The organism is Microbacterium testaceum (genome assembly GCF_001476655.1).
In the GTDB taxonomy this organism is placed as follows: Bacteria; Actinomycetota; Actinomycetes; order Actinomycetales; family Microbacteriaceae; genus Microbacterium; species Microbacterium testaceum_C.
This window is the reverse complement of sequence record NZ_LDRT01000033.1, coordinates 15,953-30,988: the sequence shown is the minus strand read 5'-3', so window position 1 is coordinate 30,988 and position 15,036 is coordinate 15,953. Positions and strand designations below refer to the sequence as shown.

The 15,036-nt window shown below is 69.8% G+C and carries 18 protein-coding genes and 2 tRNA genes; 15 read left to right on the top strand and 5 right to left on the bottom strand.

Annotation, left to right across the window (positions count from 1 at the left end; all coding sequences use genetic code 11):
• The first annotated feature begins 65 nt into the window (after positions 1-65).
• The 6 genes from NS220_RS06200 (at position 66) to NS220_RS06175 (ending at position 6,346) form a co-directional block, all read left to right on the top strand.
• Positions 66-839: an ATP-binding cassette domain-containing protein gene (locus tag NS220_RS06200; RefSeq protein WP_058623213.1), complete on the top strand. Its 774-nt coding sequence runs from the start codon at positions 66-68 to the stop codon at positions 837-839.
• A 62-nt stretch (positions 840-901) separates the two neighbouring features.
• A tRNA-Asn gene (locus tag NS220_RS06195) sits at positions 902-974 on the top strand.
• Between the two features lie 180 nt (positions 975-1,154).
• Complete coding sequence (locus NS220_RS06190; RefSeq protein ID WP_242864545.1) at positions 1,155-3,617, top strand: acyltransferase; 2,463 nt, start codon at positions 1,155-1,157, stop codon at positions 3,615-3,617.
• A gap of 37 nt (positions 3,618-3,654) precedes the next feature.
• The gene (glsA, locus tag NS220_RS06185) at positions 3,655-4,584 is read left to right on the top strand and encodes a glutaminase A (protein ID WP_058623211.1); all 930 of its coding nucleotides are present in this window, start codon (positions 3,655-3,657) and stop codon (positions 4,582-4,584) included.
• An 83-nt stretch (positions 4,585-4,667) separates the two neighbouring features.
• Positions 4,668-5,042, top strand: a complete 375-nt coding sequence (locus NS220_RS06180) for a hypothetical protein (protein WP_058623210.1) — start codon at positions 4,668-4,670, stop codon at positions 5,040-5,042.
• Positions 5,042-6,346, top strand: a complete 1,305-nt coding sequence (locus NS220_RS06175; protein WP_058623209.1) for a glutathionylspermidine synthase family protein — start codon at positions 5,042-5,044, stop codon at positions 6,344-6,346. The genes NS220_RS06180 and NS220_RS06175 overlap by 1 nt, the downstream gene beginning before the upstream one ends.
• Before the next feature lie 61 nt (positions 6,347-6,407).
• Here NS220_RS06175 and NS220_RS06170 read toward each other — a convergent pair whose 3' ends face one another.
• Together NS220_RS06170 and def are read right to left on the bottom strand one after the other, a co-directional pair.
• Positions 6,408-8,315 carry an Ig-like domain-containing protein gene (locus tag NS220_RS06170; protein ID WP_153004179.1) on the bottom strand — a complete coding sequence of 636 codons (1,908 nt, stop codon included), beginning with the start codon at positions 8,313-8,315 and terminating at the stop codon, positions 6,408-6,410.
• A 198-nt stretch (positions 8,316-8,513) separates the two neighbouring features.
• Positions 8,514-9,080: a peptide deformylase gene (def, locus tag NS220_RS06165; RefSeq protein ID WP_081323007.1), complete on the bottom strand. Its 567-nt coding sequence runs from the start codon at positions 9,078-9,080 to the stop codon at positions 8,514-8,516.
• A gap of 41 nt (positions 9,081-9,121) precedes the next feature.
• Here def and NS220_RS06160 point away from each other — a divergent pair, with 41 nt between their 5' ends.
• Complete coding sequence (locus tag NS220_RS06160) at positions 9,122-10,084, top strand: DMT family transporter (RefSeq protein WP_193755285.1); 963 nt, start codon at positions 9,122-9,124, stop codon at positions 10,082-10,084.
• A 155-nt stretch (positions 10,085-10,239) separates the two neighbouring features.
• Positions 10,240-10,313, top strand: a tRNA-Ile gene (locus NS220_RS06155).
• 50 nt (positions 10,314-10,363) lie between these two features.
• Here NS220_RS06155 and NS220_RS06150 read toward each other — a convergent pair.
• From NS220_RS06150 to NS220_RS06140, 3 genes are read right to left on the bottom strand one after another with little or no spacing between them, the layout of a single operon-like run.
• Positions 10,364-11,536, bottom strand: a complete 1,173-nt coding sequence (locus NS220_RS06150) for a site-specific integrase (RefSeq protein ID WP_058623207.1) — start codon at positions 11,534-11,536, stop codon at positions 10,364-10,366.
• Entirely contained in the window at positions 11,536-12,018 is a 483-nt protein-coding gene (locus tag NS220_RS06145) for an ImmA/IrrE family metallo-endopeptidase (RefSeq protein ID WP_058623206.1), read from the bottom strand. Before NS220_RS06145 ends, NS220_RS06150 begins: the two co-directional genes overlap by 1 nt.
• Positions 12,015-12,467 (bottom strand): hypothetical protein, encoded by a 453-nt coding sequence (locus NS220_RS06140; protein ID WP_058623205.1) that lies wholly within the window; start codon positions 12,465-12,467, stop codon positions 12,015-12,017. The genes NS220_RS06145 and NS220_RS06140 overlap by 4 nt, the downstream gene beginning before the upstream one ends.
• Before the next feature lie 88 nt (positions 12,468-12,555).
• Between NS220_RS06140 and NS220_RS06135 the strand changes: the two genes are divergently transcribed.
• The 7 genes from NS220_RS06135 to NS220_RS06105 all read left to right on the top strand — a co-directional run bounded on the left by NS220_RS06135 (position 12,556) and on the right by NS220_RS06105 (position 15,003).
• Positions 12,556-12,834 (top strand): helix-turn-helix domain-containing protein, encoded by a 279-nt coding sequence (locus tag NS220_RS06135; RefSeq protein WP_058623204.1) that lies wholly within the window; start codon positions 12,556-12,558, stop codon positions 12,832-12,834.
• Positions 12,831-13,082 (top strand): helix-turn-helix transcriptional regulator, encoded by a 252-nt coding sequence (locus NS220_RS06130; protein WP_206542996.1) that lies wholly within the window; start codon positions 12,831-12,833, stop codon positions 13,080-13,082. Before NS220_RS06135 ends, NS220_RS06130 begins: the two co-directional genes overlap by 4 nt.
• Positions 13,079-13,309: a hypothetical protein gene (locus NS220_RS06125; protein ID WP_058623203.1), complete on the top strand. Its 231-nt coding sequence runs from the start codon at positions 13,079-13,081 to the stop codon at positions 13,307-13,309. Before NS220_RS06130 ends, NS220_RS06125 begins: the two co-directional genes overlap by 4 nt.
• 107 nt (positions 13,310-13,416) lie before the next feature.
• Entirely contained in the window at positions 13,417-13,611 is a 195-nt protein-coding gene (locus tag NS220_RS06120) for a hypothetical protein (RefSeq protein ID WP_058623202.1), read from the top strand.
• Entirely contained in the window at positions 13,608-14,225 is a 618-nt protein-coding gene (locus tag NS220_RS06115; protein ID WP_153004178.1) for a hypothetical protein, read from the top strand. The genes NS220_RS06120 and NS220_RS06115 overlap by 4 nt, the downstream gene beginning before the upstream one ends.
• On the top strand, positions 14,222-14,698 hold the full coding sequence (locus NS220_RS06110) for a RusA family crossover junction endodeoxyribonuclease (RefSeq protein WP_058623200.1): 477 nt from the start codon (positions 14,222-14,224) through the stop codon (positions 14,696-14,698). Before NS220_RS06115 ends, NS220_RS06110 begins: the two co-directional genes overlap by 4 nt.
• Positions 14,695-15,003 carry a hypothetical protein gene (locus tag NS220_RS06105; protein WP_058623199.1) on the top strand — a complete coding sequence of 103 codons (309 nt, stop codon included), beginning with the start codon at positions 14,695-14,697 and terminating at the stop codon, positions 15,001-15,003. Before NS220_RS06110 ends, NS220_RS06105 begins: the two co-directional genes overlap by 4 nt.
• Positions 15,004-15,036: the final 33 nt, after the last annotated feature.

Below are 15,036 nucleotides of genomic sequence, written 5' to 3'. Positions count from 1 at the left end.
ACCCCACCGGCGTGTCGGGAGGGAAGCCCGATGCGTCCGCGCGGCTCTTCGGGGAGGATGAGGGAATGCCCCGGACCATCGACACCGACGTCGCCATCCGCGCCGACGATCTCTCGCTCGCCCGAAACGGCGTCCGCGTGATCGACGGCATCACCCTGACGCTGCCGTTCGCCGAGACGCTCGTGGTGAGAGGAGCGACCGGCTCGGGGAAGACCTCCCTCGTATCGATGCTCGCGGGTCGACCCGATGAGGGGCTGAGCGTGGTCGGGGGAGAGGCGTACATCCACGGGATCTCCGCGCGGCGTCCGGGTCGAGCGCATCGCGAGTGGACGTTCCACACCGGCTATCTTCCGCAGGGTGCCGGAGCCTCGCTGCCCTCGCGTCTGACCGTGCAAGACGTGATCGCCGAGCCCATCACGAGTCGTGACCGCCGCGTGAACACGCGCGCGCTCGCGGTGCGGGTCGCGACCCTTCTCGACGAGATGGAGCTGCCGCTCGGAACGGCGCCGAAGTATCCCTACGAGCTCAGCGCCGGCATGCGACAGCGGGTCGCGCTCGCCCGTGCGTTCGTGCTCGAACCGCGGTTGTTCGTCGCGGACGACCTCTACGCGAACCTCGACGTCGAGGTGCGCGCCGCCGCCCGCGCGTCGATCGTGCGCCGGCGGGATGAGCGGGGAATGGCCACGCTGGTCGTCACGAACGACGCCGATGCGCCGACGGATCTGGATGCCGATGTGCTGGTGCTGCACGGGGGACACGCCGTCGCGCTCGGTCACGGGGCAGAGGACCTGCAGTGGACCCCGGGCGGCGCGCCCGACCGACGCGTTTCGACGCCCTGATTTTTCGACTACCCCGCGGTGCTGTTAGTATCGTGTGGTTGCCCGCCGCAAGGTGTGCATGATCCTCGGTAGCTCAATTGGCAGAGCAATCGGCTGTTAACCGATAGGTTCTTGGTTCGAGTCCAAGCCGGGGAGCGAGAAGTCCACGCCTATCTAGCGTGGCTCTCAACCTAGGCCCGGGCTTCCACCCCGGGCCTTACCTTTTCCCGGAGAGCGGCCACGGTTCACCCGCTCACTCACCGCGGCCCCCGCCCATGGGAGCGGTTCCACTAGACTCGCTCCGGCCGACGCCCGCGGCCGGAGAGGACGCCGCCCGTGCACGCTGCGACACCGCGCGTGCGCCGCGACCTCCAGGGACTCCGCGCGATCGCCGTCCTCGCGGTGGTGGCGACCCATCTGACGGGCTGGCCGCGGGGCGGGTTCGTCGGCGTCGATGTGTTCTTCGTCCTCTCGGGCTTCCTGGTCACCGGCATCCTGCTGCGCGATCTCGAGTCCACCGGCACCCTGCACCTCCGCCGATTCTTCGCGCGCCGCGTCCGACGCCTCCTCCCCGCGGCGCTGCTCGTTCTCGCCGTGGTCCTCGGCGCGGGGTTCCTCGTCTTCCCCGGCGTGCGGGCGGAGTCCCTTCTCGGCGATGCTCTCGCTGCCGGGGGACTCGTCTCGAACTGGCGGTTCGCCCTCGAAGGCCGCGACTACTTCTCGAGCGTCGATGTGTCCCCACTACAGCATTTCTGGTCCCTGTCGGTGGAGGAGCAGTTCTCTCTCGGCTGGCCGCTCATCGTCCTGCTCTCGGTCGCACTCGTCCCGGCCCTCGCGCGCCGCGGACGTGCGGGGCGCGCGGCGGTGGGTTCGGTCGCGCTGCTCGTGGTCGTGGCATCCGGGATCGTCGCGTGGGTGCAGACGCCGAGCGACCCATCGGTGGCGTACTTCTCGACGCTCACCCGGGCGGGGGAGCTCGGCGTCGGCGCCGTCCCGGCCTGCCTCGCGCCCATCCTGGGCCGGCTTCCCGCTGCGGTCCGCATCCTGTCTATGTGGATCGGTCTGGGGGTCGTGGCCGCCTCGTTCGTCGTCGTCGACCCCGGTGGGCCGTTCCCCGCACCGTGGGCCGTCCTCCCCGTCGCCGGGGCCGCGCTCGTGATCGCCGGGGGAATCGGGGGAGACCCGCGGCACCGGTCCTTCTTCCTGCTGACTAACCCTCTCGCGGTGGCCGTCGGCGACGTCTCGTACTCCCTCTACCTCTGGCACCTGCCGGTCATCGTCTTCGCGGGCGCACTCCTTCCGCCGGGCCCGGCCGCGACGCCGATCACCGTGTTGGTCCTCGTCGTCCTGACGGTGACGACGTACCTCGGCGTGGAGCAGCCGCTGCACAGGTCGCCGTGGCTGTCGCGAAACGACGGCGCCCTCCCCGCATCGGAGCCGTCGGCACCTGCGCCGGAGACGTCCTCCGCCGCGCCCCTCGCACGCACGCCCTCGATGCAGGCCACGTCGTCAACCACCGCCCCTCAGCGTGGGTCCGCGCCGCTTCCCCGTCCCTCCGCCCTGGCCTCGCGGCCCGCCGGGTGGGTGCCCGGACAGCGGTACTACCCGGGCTCGCGCCCCGCCGCCACGCCCCACCCCGGCTCGACTCCCGCGGTGTCCAGAGCCGCTCACCCCGTCGTTCCGCCCGTCACACCGGCCGGAACCCCGTCTCCCGCACTCCGGGCATCGGCCACTGAGACCGTCCCCACTCCTCCCGCACAGCCGGCCGCTCCGTCCTCCTCGCGCGGCCCGGCCTGGGCCGACTGGCGCGCTCGCTTCGCGCCGCGCATGGGCATGGCCGCGGCGAGCCTCGTCATCGGCGCGGGCGCGACGGTGCTCGCCGTTTTCGTCGCCTACGGAGCGCCTTCGCTCCCGAGCGCGCCCGCACCCGTCGCAGCCGCCGCTCCCGACGACGACGGGAACCCGCTCGCCGCGCTGCAAGGCGACCTCGCCGCCGCGACCACGGCATCGGCCTGGCCCGAGCTGCATCCGTCGATGGACGACGCGATGCGCGAGTCCTCCGCCGCGAATCGCGCACACGACTGCTTCACGCCCGCCCCTCTTCCCGACATCGGACGCTGCACCTGGGGGAGCGCGGACGCCCCGCGGCACCTCTACCTCGTCGGAGACTCGAGTGCGATGGCCTACGCCCCCGCGTTCGCCAAACTCGCCGAGGACAGCGGAGGGCAGTGGCGCGTGACCGCGGTCGGGATGTACGGATGCCGCTTCACCGACGTCCTCATCGAGAGCCGGGATCCCGCGGTCACCGCGACCTGCGCCCAGCGAAAGGCCGACGTCGCCGCGATCATCCGGTCCGCGCCGGCCGACCTTCTCGTCGTCTCGAACGCCTTCACGCTCGCGCGCACGATCGACGGGCGCGACCTCGACGCCGAGGCACTGGCATCCGCGGTCTCCACCGAGATCGCCGGTTGGGCACCGGCGGGACGCACGGTCTACCTGTCTCCGCCGCCGCACGGAGCTGATCTCGGGCGCTGTGTCTCAAGCGTGACGGGGCCGGGAGCGTGTCTCGCCGCGGTCGACGATATCTGGACCGATATGCAGAGCGCGGCCGAGGCGCGCGCCGCGACGACCGGGGACGCCGCGATCAGCGCCCTGCCGTTCACCTGTGTCGACCGGGTCTGTCCCGCATTCGCCGGCAACACCCCGGTCCGTTACGACGACATCCACATCACGCCCGCGTACGCGGAGCGTCTGACACCGGTTCTTCGCGCCGAGCTGGTCGCCCGCGGCCTGATCTGACGGCCCACCCCGCTCCGAAGGCTGCGAGGCTGGGAGGGTGACCCCCGCACCCGACCCCCGCCGGTACGACCTCGACGCCTTGCGCGAAAGCCTGCGCGACGCTCGCGGGGGAGAGGTGGATGACAGCATCCCCGAACTCGCGCGGGCCGACCCCGACCTCTGCGCGATCGCCCTCGCGCTCCCCGACGGGAGCGTTCTCCACAGCGCCGAGGCGGATGTCGCCTTCAGCATCCAGTCCGCGGTCAAGCCGTTCCTGTTCGCGCTCGCGCTGCTCGACACCGGCGGCGAAGCGCTCGATCGGGTCGGGATCGAACCAACGGGAGAGTCGTTCGACGCGATCACGCTCGAAAGCGGGACCGGACGACCCCCGAACCCGATGGTCAACGCGGGCGCGCTGCTCACGGCGTCCCTGGTCGACGGCGGCGGGCCGGACGAGCGCAGCACCCGCATCGCGCGGGGGCTCGCCGCGTTCGCCGGTCGCGAGCTCGATGTCGACGAGGATGTCGCACACAACGAACACCTGCTCGGCGACCGCAATCACGCCCTCGCGCACCTCATGCGCGCCGAGGACACGCTGACGGTCTCCGCCGACGATGCCGTGGCGGTCTACGCCCGCGCCTGCGCGACACTCGTGGATGCCAGAACTCTGGCAGTGATGGGGGCCACGCTCGCGCTCGGCGGGGTGAATCCCTGTACCGGGGCGCGCGTCCTCCCCGAGCGCGTCGCGCGAGATGTCGTGTCGGTCATGGCGACCTGCGGGGTCTATGACGGCTCCGGCCGCTGGATGCGAGCCGTCGGCATCCCGGCGAAGTCGAGTGTGTCGGGAGCTCTCGTCCTGTCGGCCGCGGGTCGGCTGGGAGCGGGCGTGGTCAGCCCTCCGCTCGACGACCAGGGCACGAGTGTGCGCGGACGCCTCGCGAGCGAGGCTCTCAGCAACGATCTCGGCCTCCACAGCTTCGCCGTCTGAGGGCTGTCCGCCCGCAGACCGCGCCCGGGCCGGCTGCGTATGAGAGCATCTGCATGACCCCTCACCCCCTCCCAGGAGAGTCGATGCCCGCTGCCCCTCGTCGCCGCGCGTCACGCACCGTGACGATCGGCGTTGTCGCCGCCCTCGCCGCCACCCTCACGGGATGCGGGCAGGGCACGAACGTCTCGGAAGACTACGCGCAGATCTGCCGCGACAACGCGACGGAGAAGCGCCTTCCCGACGACGACTGCAACAACCACGGCGGCAGTGCCCACTGGTACTACCTCCCCCTCGGATCGAGCAGCCGGAACGTGCCGGCCGTGGGCGACCGCGCCTCCGGCGGTGTCGACACCCTGCCCGGGGGGAAGACCGCGGCGAAAGGCATCTCCGGCGACGGTGCCAGCGTCTCGCGCGGCGGTTTCGGCGGATCGGGATCCGACGGAAGCCACGGCGGCTGATGCGCCGCATCGAACTGGTGCCCCGACCCGACTGGGAGCGCACCATCAAGCAGTCCGGGCTCATCTACTCGCGCTCGCTCCGCGACGACGGCTCCGCCGTCGAGTATTGGAACGACGGCGCGGCCTACGTCTTCACCCTCTCCGAGGTCGAGGCTCTCGAGCAGCAGACCGAGGAATTGCACCGCATGTGCCGTGAGGCGGCGGCCTACATGGCATCCGGAGAACTCGGTCACCTCGGTCTCACCCCGCAGGCCTTCGAGTTCGCGCAGTGGTCGCTCGAGCAGGACGAGCCCGACGTCTACGCACGCTTCGACCTCGCCTACTCCGGCGACGGCTCACCGGCGAAGATGCTCGAATACAACGCCGACACCCCCACCGGGCTCATCGAGGCCTCGCTCACTCAGTGGTTCTGGCTGCAGGACCGCATCAAGAGCGGCGTCTTCCCCGCCGACACCGACCAGTGGAACGGCCTGCACGAAGCCCTCGTCGAGCGCTGGCGAGTCCTTCTGCACCGGTCCTTGAGCGAGGGGGAGGGCGGACGCCTCTTCGTCGCCCACTCGGATGCCGATGTCTACGGCGAGGACTGGGACACCGTCGCGTACATGCGCGACCTCGCGGGCGAAGCGGGCTGGGAGCACACCGGCATCGAGATGAAGGACATCGGCTGGCACCACGGCGCGCGCCAATTCGTCGGCGTCCCCGAGCCATGGGGATCCTCGCGCAGCGTCAATGCGCTGCCGGGAGATGCCCCCGAGACGCAGTACCCCGTGATCCGCAACCTCTTCAAGCTGTACCCGTGGGAAGACATCGTCTCGGGCGACGATCGCGTCGTCGGTGACCAGGAGTTCGGTGCCCTGCTCATCGCCGGGCGCGGTCTCTTCGGGCGATGGTACGAGCCGGCATGGAAGATGTTCCTGTCGAACAAGCTGCTGCTCGTCGCCCTGTGGCGACTGTTCCCGGATCACCCCAATCTCCTGCCCGCGTACGCCGACGGACCGAACGGCATGACGGACTACGTCGTCAAACCCGTCTTCGGTCGCGAGGGCGACGGCATCCGGGTCCACCGCGCCGACGGCAGCGTGACCACGAACGGGCAGGAGTATCGCCGCGAAGGGACCGGGCGCGAGCGGGTGTGGCAGCAGTACCACGAGCTCCCCGACTTCCCCGGGTCGAACGGCAGCAACCACCCGGTGCTGGGTTCGTGGGTGGTGAACGACGAAGCCTACGGCGTCGGCATCCGCGAATCCGACGGACCGATCACCGACTACTTCTGCCGATTCGCCCCGAACATCATCGAGGGCTGAGCGGTCGCGGCCGACGCCGTCGGCTCGGAGCCGGCCCCTGGAGGTGGGCGCCGAGAGCGGGTCACTCCCCGCCTGACGACGATGAAGCCGCGAGCCCCGTCTCGATGAGCGTCACCCCGGGTTGCTCGGTCGGGACGAGCAACCGCGTCCCATCCGGCGTCGCAGCGACCGACAGCGCCGCCGCACCCGCGTCGAACGTTCCGGCGACCTTTGCGACATCGGTCGCGAAAGCGGTGATCGACGACGAGGCCGCCGCCGTCGCGACGTACACGTAGGCGTCGTCCGCCGAGCGCGCGATCCCTCGTGCCGACGCGGCGAGGCGCACCGCCTGCGTCACCGTGGCCTGCCGGAGGGCGACCGTCACGAGCCAACTCGACGACCCGCTCGTCGCCGCGATCCACCCGGTCTCGCCGTCGGACGAGACGACCATCGGTCCACCCGCTCCGACGCCCAGGTCGACGACCGAGTAGGCGCGATCGTCCCGCTCATCGAAGTACCGGAGGGTTCCGTCGGCTTCCACGACGTAGAAGAAGAACGAGAGCGAACCGGCCCCCGACGCCACGCCGACCGGGCGCGTCGCCGACAGGGTGCGCACCAGGGTGTCGGTGCGAGGATCGATCATCACCACGGCATTCGCCTCGGGAGAGGCGGCGAACACGCGTCGTCCCGACGAGTGCAGCGACACCTGCGCGATCGGGGAGGAGACGGCCGGATCGGATACCACCGCGCGCACGGCGTTCTGGGAGAGATCGCAGACGACGACCCGCCCCGCGACGTCTCCGACGTACGCCACGGTTGTTCCGTCGAGCGTGAGCGCGCGGCCTTCGATCCCCTGGCCGAGAGCCATGCGGGCCGTGACCGTCCCATCCGAGGAGTCGAGGCTCGCGAGAGAGTCCCCGTCGACCACGAAGGCCCGGGCGCCGGCGGCGGCGACCGCGCGGGGCGCACGGAAGCCGGACAGCTCGGTCGATGACGGCGGGTCGGTGACGCGGACCTCGGTGCTCGCCGTGGTGTCGGAGGTCGCGGCCGTGATGGTCCGCGCTCCGCGGGCGGCACCGGGAGCGACGACGACGTCGACCACGGCGGTCCCGCGGCCGTTCGTCGTCACCGACGACGATGACAGCGTCACCTCGGATCCGGTGACCGAGAGCGACACGGGAATGCCCCCGGTCGGTGCGGTCGACGCGTCGCGCGTGAGAACCGAGAGCCGACCGGTCTCTCCCGGCGACAGCAGCATCGGGGAGAGGACGACCTCGAGCGGCGCGAGAGCCTCGAGTACCGTCCTCGACTGGCCCCACGAACCGTCGGCGACCGAGGCGATCAGCGTGGTCATGCCCGGTTGCGCGTCGTCACCCCAGACGATGGTGGTCGACGCGCGCCCGTCGGCGCCCGTCGTGACGTCATGATCGACGACGTCGACAGCCCCCGAGGATTCGAGGGAGACGCCCACGCCCGCAACCGGTCCGCCCTCGTCGTCGACGGTGCTCACGACCACCGACGCGGAACCCCCGACGAGCACCCGGGACGGAGAGACCGTGAGCATCAGCGAGCCGGCGACACTCACGACCGCGGTGGCCACCCCGTCGGACGTGGTCGCGGAGACGACTCGTCGTCCGGGGCTCGCATCGGTGGCCACCGTCAGCGTGCTCGTGAAGACGCCTTGCGCATCGGTGGCGCCCGTGTCGGGCGACGCCGTGAGCCCCGGCGAATCGAACGAGATCGACACGGCGCGTCCCGAGCGGGGCGTGCCGTCGGCGTCGGTGACCTTCACCTCGAGCACGGTCGTCCCGCTCCTCTGGAGGGACCGATCAGCGGTCGTCGCCTCGACGACGCTGTCGGAGGCCGCGTGGGCGGGCAGCGCCGTCGCCGCCGCGAGGATGGGAACAGCCCAGGCACCCGCGACGACCACCGTGCGGCGACGAGGAAGAAGAGGACCGGGGGCGGTCCCTGGGGTCGAAGGAGAAGTCATCGCAAGCCCATCGGTGTGGTCGAAACGGTCGATCCGGAAGGCTCAGTTTTCATGCGACACAACACCAAGCGCGCATGTAAAAATGACATCGGTTCGGTGGTGCGCCAAGAAAAACCCGATCAACGCGATGATCGCCCGCGCATCGCCGCCGAGGTGTGCGCGCGCAATTCGCCCCCGCTTTCGCCCGGACGTGACGCCTCACGCGTCGATGTCGTCGACCCCCGGCATCCAGGAGGCGCCCGGCTTGCCCCACTTGCGCTTCTTCGCGATCTTCGCGACGACGCGGCTGTCTTCCTCGTCGAGCCGATCGACGTACAGGATGCCGTCGAGATGGTCGAACTCGTGCTGGAGGATGCGCGCCCGCCAGCCCGTCACCTCGATGCGAACGGGTTGCCCGTCGAGATCGACGCCGGTGAGCAGCGCAGCATCTGAACGCCGCAGCGGGAAGCGCTCACCGGGGAAGGACAGGCAGCCCTCGGACTCGTCGTCGGGGTCGGGGTAGCCGGGCTCGAGAGGACGGATCCACAACTCGGGGTTGATGACGACGCCGCGCCATGGGAGGCCCTCGTCGTCTTCGTACGTGTAGGTGAAGATGCGCAGCCCCACGCCGACCTGGGGTGCCGCGAGGCCCACACCCGGTGCGGCGTCCATCGTCTCGAACATGTCGGCGACGAGGGTGCGCACCTCCTCGGTGATCTCGTCGACGCGGGCGGCGGGGGCGTGCAGCACGGGATCACCCATGATGCGAATCGGGAGAACGGCCACGTCACCAGCCTATCCAGCGAGCGGGCGGCTATCGTCGGAGGGTGATCCCGCTCGATGTCTCCCTCAGCGACGGAATCGACCAACTCGTCGGTGTCTTCCGCGACCCCCGGATCCTGCTCGGCATCCCGCTGGCCCTTCTCGGCGCGGTGTTCATGTCGTTCGGGGCGCAGTACCAGCACCGCGGGGTCCAGAAGGTCGAACGTCTCTCGGGCAAGACCACCGGGGGACTGTCACGCCGGCAGCTCACCTCGCTGCTGACGCGTCCGTCGTGGGTCGCGGGCACCCTCATGCTGGGCCTGGCGATCGTGTGTCAGCTGGCGGCTCTCTCCGTCGCCCCTCTGATCCTCGTGCAGCCGCTGGGGGCGATCGCCCTCGTCCTCACCACGGTGCTGAACGCCCGGGTCACCCGCCACAAGCCGACCCGCCAATCGCTCATCGCGATCGCCGCGTGCGTCGGCGGCATCTTCATCTTCGTCACGATCGCCGCCTTCTTCGCCACCGAGCACGTCGTCACCGAGCGCGAACTGCTCATCATTCTCGGCATCCTGGCCGTCGTCGTGATCGTCTTTGGCGTCTTCTGGGTCCTCGTGCGTCGCAAGGCGCAGGCGCTGTTCTACATCATGGCCGCGGGCGTCATCTACGGTTTCGTCGCCACCCTCGCCAAGGTCGTCATCAGCCGCGCGCAGGCCGGCAACTTCGAGTGGCTGACCCTGCTGTGCCTCGTCGCGCTGCTCGCCGCCGTGGCCGTGGGTGCGTACTTCGTGCAGACGGCGTACTCGGTCGGCCCGCCCGACCTCGTGATCGCCGGCCTCACCGTGATCGACCCGATCGTCGCGGTGCTCATCGGCCTGCTCGTGCTGGGTGAGGCCTCGACGGCTCCCGCGTGGGCACTGATCGGCTTCGTCATCGCGGGTGCCATCGCCACGTGGGGCGTGATCCAGCTGACCAGGCACCACCCCCAGGTCACCGCCGACGGCAAACCGAAGCAACCGCGCGTCCACTGACGCGGGTTCGCGAGACCGCACGCGTTCGCCGAAACCGCGCACGCCGGAGGGCGACACCATGCGGTCTCGGTGAACGCCGTGCGGTCTCGGCGTCGGCGCAGCCCTGCGCCGCTTTCGGTCCACGCACGCGGATGCCGGTAGGCTCGTCGTCGCGAGGGGCGGTGGCCAAGCTGGTCAAGGCAGCGGGCTCATAACCCGACGATCGTGGGTTCAAGTCCCACCCGCCCTACTCAAGCCCTCCGACAGGCAATGCCTGATCGGGGGGCTTTTTTTGTTGCCTCAGGACGCTCGGAATCCGAGGTCTGCCCACACTTTGCCCACATCCGCTGCGGAGGTCGCGCGGGCGTCGAGCAGCGCGGCGACATTGTCGAGGTCGTCGTCGAAGAGATCCGCGTAGGTGTCGAGCGTCATCGCCGCCGACTTGTGCCCGAGCATCCGCTGCAGCACCTTCACGTTGGCGCCGGCCGACACGGCGAGGGATGCCGCGGTGTGACGCAGATCGTGGGGGGTGAGGCGCTCGATGCCCGCGGCGCGCAGGCCGGTGAGGAACCATGACTTGGACGTGTGCGGCTGCCGGAGGTAGTTCGCCCCGTCCGTGAACACGGTGTCGTCGGGGCCCTTGCCGATGCAGAGCGCGGCGAGGGCGTGGTCGAGGAAGGCGGGGAACGCTACGGTGCGCCGTTCCCAGGACTTCGGCTCTCCCTCGTGGAAGAGTCCGTCAATCTCGACGACGGGGCGGCGCACGTGAAGTCGACGGCGGAGCATGTTGAGGTCGCGGACGCGGAGGCCGATCGCTTCACTCCATCGGAGGCCGGTGTACGCGAGCAGCACGACGAGGGTGGACCGTGTTGGGTCAGCGATTGCGCCGGCGAGGCGCATCACCTCGGCGTCGGTGAGGTAGCGGCGGTGCGCCTTCCCGGTCTTCTTCGGGAGGTTCTCGGTGCCGCGCGCGGGGTTGCTGTGGATGCGGCCGTCGCGCTTTGCGTCGTCGAGGATCCCGGCAAGTATTCCGACGGCGCGGAGCACGCTCGAGGCGGACAGTGGCTTGCCGTTCTTCCGCCCGCCAAGTCGCTCTGCGGGGGCCTTCCCGGCGCCGAGCTGGGTGATCCAGGCTTCGACGTCGGATGCCTTCACGTCGGCGACGGGGACGCGCCCCCACTTCGGGAGGACGTAGACGCGCCAGGCGAGATCGAGTGGCCGGAACGACGACGGCTTGAGCCCCTCCTTCTTCGCGAGCCAGGCAGGCCCGAGGTGGGCTACGGTGACGCGGCCGGCCGTGGGGTCGACGTATTGCCCGGTCGCTTTCGACACGGTGACGGATGCCAGGAACAGTTCGGCGTCGCGCTTGGTGCGGAAGCCCCGCTTGTCGGTCTGAGTCTTGTCGGGCTTGCGGTAGCGGACCCTGTATCGCTTCCCCGCCGCGGTGTCGTATGGAGTGATCGTGCCGGCCATCAGGCGCTCTCTCGTGCCTCGAGCCGCTCGGTCCACCCGCCTGCGCCGAGCCGAGGTCGCACGTAGACGACGTCGGGCGATTCGCCCTCGACCTGGATGCGCAGGAGTACTGCGCGGTATGCCTCGACGATGCTCAGCACGACGCCGAGTTCGTGTGCGATCGCGCCGGGGTGCCCCTCGTGCAGCTCCTCGGCTCGCCTGTAGTCCTCGTGACGGATGAGACGCAGTGCCGCCCACTCCTCAGCGACCCGTTCCTGCTTAGCCGCTACGGGTCCGAAGCGGCTGGGCACGTGGCCGAACACGGCGTGTGCCAGCTCGTGGGCGAGGACCGATCGGTGTAGTCGGCTCGACATTCCGCGGCGAAGGCGGATGACGTTGTGACGGTGCCGGTATTCCCCGTCACGGTCGGGCGGTAGAAGCGCGTACTCGATGCGCACGCCCGCCGCTGCTGCGATCAGCTCGAGGTGTCGATCGATGGTCAATGGTCTTCCCCCCTGTCCGCGTCTGTCGGTCGCGCAACTGCCTCCTGATCATCCTCGGAGGGTCCGACATCGGCGGCGGGGAAGCGGCCGTGCACGACGTTCGAGGCCGTCGATACCGCGACCGAGATGGGGGCGTCGAACAGGATCGAACCCGACACGCCGAGTCGGCAGCCGAGTTCGTAGACGAGCTGCTCTTCGGTGACTGATCGGAGGAAGCTCGCGACGTCGTCGATACCGAGGTCGTCGTGGGAGAGGTGACCGAGGTTGACGAGGTCGGCGAGGACGGGTCGCCCGTAAGCGCGCGAGATGTCGCGGACCACTTCGAAGGTGAGCTGGTCGAGGTTCACCTGCCGGTTCAGGGTGCCCTGGTTCATGCCCACGCGACGGGCGACTTCGCGGATGGAGTCCGTTCCACGGACGTCGTCGATCCACTTCATGCTCGGGTTCATGACTCAATCATGAGACACAGATGCCTCGCTAGCAAGACATTTGTTTAGCCTGCTTGACACTTCGTCCAACTCATCGCACAGTTGACGCATGAATCGGACAGATGAGCAGTCGGCGAGTCAGCCCCCCACCATCAAGGTGCGGCCGGGCCTGCTCGACCGACTCAAGGAAACCTCTGGCATCCGCAGCGACGACGCCTTCGCTCGGGCCATCGGCATCAGCCGCGCCACCCTCGACAACGCGAAGAAGGGCGGGGAGCCGAGCCTCCGTACGGTGCTCGGGATCGCTCACGCCTTCGGCCTCGCGATGGGTGAGGTCGTGGTCGTCGTTGAGGACGAGCCCGCCGTGGCGCAGCCGGTGGCGTCGTGACCGCCACGGCCAAGGTCACGCCGATCCGTCCCGGCGTCGCGACCTCGGAGGTGTATCTCTCGCCGTCGCAGGTCTGCGACCTCGTGCCGGGAATGACCGTCGCGAACCTCAAGGATCTCCGCGCGAGCGGCAAGGGCCCCGCGTTCTGCAAGCCGACGGGCGACAGCGGCAAGGTCACCGTCTACAAGCAGTCCGATGTCATCGCGTGGGTCGAGCGCTCGCGTAAGTCCACGACGGAGCAGCCGTGATCACTCTCCGCTGGCTCTCCCTCTTCCTCTTCATCCTCATCATGGGCGTGTTCTTCCAGGGCTACCGCTCGTGGGAGCTGCTCGCCTCCGCCGCCCTCCTGGCCCTCGTCCTCTTCTGGACCTGCGGTGCCTTCACCCGCGACGTCTGGTTCGGCTCCCCCGAGCAGGACGCCGAGTGCGCCCGCATCGACGCGGAGCTCGACGCGCTCGACCGCACCTACCCCTGATCTTCCGCCGGGGGTGCTGCCCCCACCACTGATGCCGGCGACGGTCGCCGAACGCATCCCCGGCGGCCCCTCTCACCGAACACCCCTCACCTCTCTCAGGAGCACCCGTGAACCGTCCTCTTCTGCGCGCCCCGAAGTCGCTTCGGCGCCGCCCGTACCGTGCCAGCCGCGCTGTCATCGCGCACGCCCCGCTCGAGTACTCGGCCGAGCGCACCGCCCCTCGGTGGCTGCTCGTGCTTGCATCCGCTCTCGCGGTGCTCGTCGTCGTCGAGCTGATCGTCGGGCTGGCGGTGATCGCATGACCGCTCGTGAGGCTGACGAGGTTCTTGTCACCGAAGGTGGTCGCGGATCTGGTCGAGTCGACATCACCGTCGTGAACGGTTCTTGCAGCACATCGATGACGGTCACCCGCGGTGAGTTGGTGCGGCTGCGTGCGGCGATTGACGCGCACCTGTCCTCCTCGCCCGCCGACGACGTACGCGAAGCGCTGGACGACCTGAGTGCGCTCGAAGCGAAGGCGCGCGCGGCGACGCCCGGCCCGTGGGTGCTCGACGGCATGGGCGAGGACGAGCCCGAGGTGAACTACTGGGCGCACCGTTTCATCGGAGCAGTCGATGGTCCCGACATCATCGCGACTTCGGAGGACGGGCACGGCCCGAACGCGGAGTACATCGCGGCAGCTTCGCCCGATGTGGTACTCGCGCTGATCGAGCGCGCGCGGGAATGCGCTGGGGATTACCCGACGCTCGCCACTCACGCGCGCCGCGCTGTTCGCCGCTACGACCGTGCACTCCGGCGCCGAGGCATCACGATCGACGTCTCCTCCGGGGAAACCGTCACTGACCTGACCGACCCGGCGAAGGCGTGGGACCGCGAGTTCAACCGCCTGAACACGACCTGGGAGGCCCGCTCGTGACCGCCGTCACGTTCTTCGTCCCCGGCATCCCGGTCCCGCAGGGGTCCAAGAAGGCGTTCGTCGTCGGCAAGCGGGCCGTGATCGTCGACGTGAAGCCGGAGCTGCTGGGCGCCTGGCGGGGCGAGATCGCGCGGCGTGCGTTCAGCGCGTTCGCCTTCGGCCCTCCGATAGACGGCGCGGTGCGGGTCGACGCGGCGTTCGTTCTCCCGCGGAAGCCGTCGGTGACGAGGCCGCTCCCGATCGGCGCTCGTGACGGCGACGTCGACAAGCTCGTGCGCGCTCTGCTCGACGGCATCACGCAGGCCGGGAACGTGTGGGCGGACGACTCCCGGGTCGCGGAGCTGCACGCGTCGAAGGTCTTCGGGCCGACGCCGGGCGTGCACGTGACCATCACCCCCATCTCCGACGTCGCGGACCTCGTGCCGCCGGTCGAACAGGCGGCTGCGGCCGTCGAGGAAGGAACAGCAGCATGACCGAGATCAAACCGACCGCGTTCAAGCGCGGCGTCCCGGCGGAGCAGGCGAACGGCCTGTACGGCGTCGAGGACCAGCTCATCGAGATGGCGCCCGGTGACCAGATCGTCGCCGTCGTCACGTTCTCCGTCGACGAAGTCATGGAAAAGCGTCGCGCGGGGGAGGAGTGGCCCGTCGTGGCGATGAAGCACCTCGAGCCGTTGTGGGACGAGAAGGCGTCGACGGCGGCGCTGAAGCTCCGCGACGCGGCGTACAAGAAGCGCACCGGTCAGGACGCGCTCGACATCCCGGACGCCGACGACTGATGAGCCACCTCCGCTGGTAGGCGAGCTACCTCG